Annotated in this window: 3 protein-coding genes and 3 pseudogenes; 1 reads left to right on the top strand and 5 read right to left on the bottom strand. The window is 53.4% G+C overall.

The features are described 5' to 3' along the window. Positions 1-561 (top strand): annotated as a pseudogene (locus Q0362_RS08020) (hypothetical protein); the annotation flags it as partial. Positions 562-602: 41 nt separating this feature from the next. Here Q0362_RS08020 and Q0362_RS08015 read toward each other — a convergent pair. From Q0362_RS08015 to Q0362_RS07995, 5 genes and pseudogenes are all read right to left on the bottom strand, one after another. Continuing rightward, on the bottom strand, positions 603-800 hold the full coding sequence (locus Q0362_RS08015; protein ID WP_298122364.1) for a hypothetical protein: 198 nt from the start codon (positions 798-800) through the stop codon (positions 603-605). A gap of 215 nt (positions 801-1,015) precedes the next feature. Continuing rightward, on the bottom strand, positions 1,016-1,327 hold the full coding sequence (locus Q0362_RS08010; protein ID WP_298122363.1) for a co-chaperone YbbN: 312 nt from the start codon (positions 1,325-1,327) through the stop codon (positions 1,016-1,018). Positions 1,328-1,389: 62 nt separating this feature from the next. After that, positions 1,390-2,357, bottom strand: a pseudogene (locus tag Q0362_RS08005) (ribonucleotide-diphosphate reductase subunit beta). A gap of 80 nt (positions 2,358-2,437) precedes the next feature. Beyond that, positions 2,438-2,527: a ribonucleotide-diphosphate reductase subunit beta gene (locus tag Q0362_RS08000; RefSeq protein ID WP_298122360.1), complete on the bottom strand. Its 90-nt coding sequence runs from the start codon at positions 2,525-2,527 to the stop codon at positions 2,438-2,440. After that, a pseudogene (locus Q0362_RS07995) lies at positions 2,524-2,979 on the bottom strand (ribonucleoside-diphosphate reductase subunit alpha); the annotation flags it as partial. The pseudogene Q0362_RS07995 and the gene Q0362_RS08000, both read right to left, overlap by 4 nt.

Below are 2,979 nucleotides of genomic sequence, written 5' to 3'. Positions count from 1 at the left end.
CATACGTGGTTTGGATTCAAGAAGAAAGTAATAGTAGCAACCATTGTTGCTTTAGCAATTGTTTTGTGCGTTACAACATCTTCCCACGCAGTCAGTAAGCCAGTTGCAATCACTAAAACTGACACAGAAGAGAAGGTAACTCTCTTCAGCAAGATTGGCCCTTACGATGTGGCTGCTGCTGAGTCGTCTCCTAGCATTACGATAGAGACAGTTACCATTGCCCCACCACCCCCTCCCAACCCTCCAGCTGGGACACTCCTACTTGCTGCTGCAAAAGCACAGCTTGGGACTTGGCAGGATTGCACTGCATTGGTTGAGAAGTCTCTACGTACCCTCGGGTATTCAGTAGGCGATCTTGCACCAATGGGGTTTGGTTCTTATGGAATCGTCGTACCTGCGGAGGGTGCTCAGCCTGGTGACATTATGATGCGCTGGGGTCACGTGGCTATTTACGCTGGTGACGGTGTAGCTATTCATGGTGGGTACAACGGTACGACCGTTGAAGTTGGAGGAGCAGGTTCTTCTCCTTATGACTACTCGGTAATCATTCGATTGCCGTAGCTAGCAAAAGAAAGCCCCCGTCCTAGTGGCGGGGGTTTTCTCTATCTCTTGTTTATCTTCTTTAGATATTTGAGCCAAGCTTTGTGTACTTTGATTGCGTGTTTAGTGTCTTCAATTTCTGCTTTATAGTTCCTGGTTTGGATTAGTTCCTTGTACCAGTTTCCCACGTTGAAGTAGTAGACATAGCCACCGTCTTTTAGTGGGTATTGACCGTCGGCCTCTACTTTAATTTTTGCCATGCCTAGATTATACGCCAAACCCCCGCCGATCGAGAAGTCCCAATCCAAAGCGGGGGTTTGCGAAATGGACAACAACGTTTGTCTAGAATAATTGGTGGCCGAGATAATTGTATCAGTTCTGATACAGAAAACCCCCAGCACTCCATAGAGAAACTGGGGGTCCAACGTGCATGACGGGCCGAAGCTGGCGATGCTGTTGTTACTCTTATTTTATTTTACAGCAGGTCTGAAAGTTCTTCAGACAACTTCTCATATGAGCGCGAGCCGTTGATTGTCTGAATGACTTCACCATTCTGGAATACAAGCATCGCAGGGATAGAACGAATGCCATAGCTCATAGCGAGCTCTGGAGCATCTTCTACGCTCAACTTGGCAATCTTGAGCTTGTCCTGGTCCTCTGCGAGCTTGTCGAGGTGGGGGAACATAGCCTTGCAAGCTGAGCACCACGATGCCCAGAACTCTACAAGAACTGGCTCAGAGCTGGTGAGAACATCAGAGTTGAATGTCTCTTCTGTTAGTTCAGTCACCCCTGCCGCTTCTTTGATTGGCTCACAGCAACCGCCGCCGCAGCAGCCTTCAACTTCTGACATTATTCTTTGCTTCCTGTGTGTGCAGCTGCGTTCGACTCGTAGCTGGTGTTGGTTGCCTCGAAAAAGTTGACCAACTGCAAGGTGTCGTTGGCGGTTGCCATCCACTTTGCGGGGTTCGAGACCTTGTACTCGGCCTCGAAGCCTAGCTCCTCGAGACGACGGTCAGCCAGGTACTTGACGTACTGGTTGATGTAGTTCGAGTTGAGGCCCAGGATGCCGTTGGGGAGGAGGTCGCGGTTGTACTCTTCTTCCATCTCGACAGCGTTGAGGATCATGCCCTTGATTTCTTCTGCGAACTCAGGAGTCTGCAGGTCAGGGTTCTCTTCGAGCACCGTCAGGATCAGGTTGATACCGAACTTGAGGTGCAGCGACTCGTCGCGTACAACCCAGTCCATGAGCGAACCGAAGTTGCGCAGCAGGTTGCGCTGACGGAAGCTCAGAGCAACCATGAAGCCCGAGTAGAACCAGAGACCCTCGAGGATGACGTTGTACGCAACGAGGTTGCGAACGAAGTCTTTCTTGCCCTCGGTGGTGGTGATGTCGAGAGTCTGCTCGGTCATGCGCTTGATGAAGCTGACCTCGAACTCCTCCTTGCGGGCCATCGAGGGCACCTTGACGTGCGAGGAGTAAGCCTCTTCGCGGTCAATCGGGAAGGTCTCGAGAACGTACTCGAACGACATGCAGTGGTTGGCTTCTTCCCACATCTGCTTCGCGAGGTACAGGTGCGCCTCGGGAGCGTTGACGTAGGGGTAGACACCTCATTGGGGTTGAAGTAGCTCATCAAGAAGGTGATGGCGTGACGTTCTTCGTCCGTCATCTTCTTGAAGTCTGCGATGTCCTCACCGAGCTGAATCTCGTTGGGGAACCACGTGTTGGCAACGGCCTGGTCGTACAGATCCATGGCCCACTTGTAGGTCACTGGCTTGAGCAGGAGTCCTTCCTGGACTCCGGTGCCGAGAATACCCATTGTGTTCTCCTTCTGTCTCTAATGTTTGTGGTGCTTACGGATGCGCGGGCGCGCCTTCCGCAGGGGTGTCTAGTGGGTGCCTACTGGCACGAATCGCACTGCAGAAGATCCATGGGATCAACCGGCACGAAGTACTCGTCAACGAGTTCAGCCTGAGTCATCGGGTTCATGCGTCACCTCCAGCAGCGCCGAAGCCGAAGCCCTTGCGGGCAGGGGCAGGAACGGAAGGCTCAGCCGCAGCAACGGCCGACACCGCGTGAGGTTCGGTCGATGCACCAGCGGTGCCGCTTCCGAAGCCGAAGCCACGCTTAGCTCCACCGCCCGAAATCTCTTCCGACTTGTTGACCTTGACGGTCGACTGCTCGGCGGTGTGACGAGGCTTCATGTGTAGGTAGTAGGTGGTCTTGACACCGCGCTCCCAGGCACCCGAGTAGATGTCCATCATCTCGTCGAGGTCACGGGTTTCGAGGTACATGTTGCGGCTGATCGCCTGGTCGATCCACTTCTGCGCACGCGCCGCCACCTCGAGGAACGAGTAGGGCGAAAGCTGGAAGCTGGTCTTGTAGGTGGCCTTCACACTGTCGGGAATCAGAGCAATGCTCTGAATGTCACCCTGACTGCG

The sequence above is a fragment of the uncultured Aurantimicrobium sp. genome (genome assembly GCF_936931525.1).
Classification (GTDB): Bacteria; Actinomycetota; Actinomycetes; order Actinomycetales; family Microbacteriaceae; genus Aurantimicrobium.
This window is presented reverse-complemented; position numbering and strand designations above follow the sequence as displayed.

What these genes read in the sequence shown, in the direction of transcription:
- Q0362_RS08015 (WP_298122364.1), bottom strand. Translation starts at nt 800, where the DNA reads ATGGCAAAAATTAAAGTAGAGGCCGACGGTCAATACCCACTAAAAGAC.
- Q0362_RS08000 (WP_298122360.1), bottom strand. Translation starts at nt 2,527, where the DNA reads ATGAACCCGATGACTCAGGCTGAACTCGTTGACGAGTACTTCGTGCCG.